Annotated in this window: 1 protein-coding gene; it reads left to right on the top strand. The window is 62.8% G+C overall.

The genetic code is table 11. The annotated features are described in order from the left end of the window. Positions 1-358 (top strand): hypothetical protein (locus ABAC402_RS0121135; RefSeq protein WP_031236150.1); only part of this gene is annotated, 358 nt, incomplete at both ends.

Raw genomic sequence — 358 nt, 5'->3', positions numbered from 1 at the left:
TAATGGCCATGACAATCGTCTGACGGGCAATACGGGCAATAACCGTTTGACCGGGCTTGGCGGCAACGATCGGCTGGACGGGATCCTGGGGGCTGATACCCTGGTGGGCGGCCTGGGCAACGACACCTATTACGTCGACAACCCCGCCGACAATGTCGTCGAAAACCACCTCGCAGGCATGGACCTTATTGTCTCAGCGATCAGCTATTCACTGGCCGGACGCGCGGTCGAGAGCCTGACCCTGACCGGCGAGGCCAACCTCAACGCGACGGGTAACGGCCTGGCCAACATCCTGACCGGTAATGCCGGCGCCAATCTGCTCGATGGCGGCCTGGGCGCGGACACCTATGCCGGCGGA

Origin of the sequence: Asticcacaulis sp. AC402, from assembly GCF_000495835.1 — a bacterium.
Lineage (GTDB): Bacteria > Pseudomonadota > Alphaproteobacteria > Caulobacterales > Caulobacteraceae > Asticcacaulis.
The sequence above is the reverse complement of the archived record's forward strand: the minus strand, read 5'-3'. Positions and strand labels throughout refer to the sequence as shown.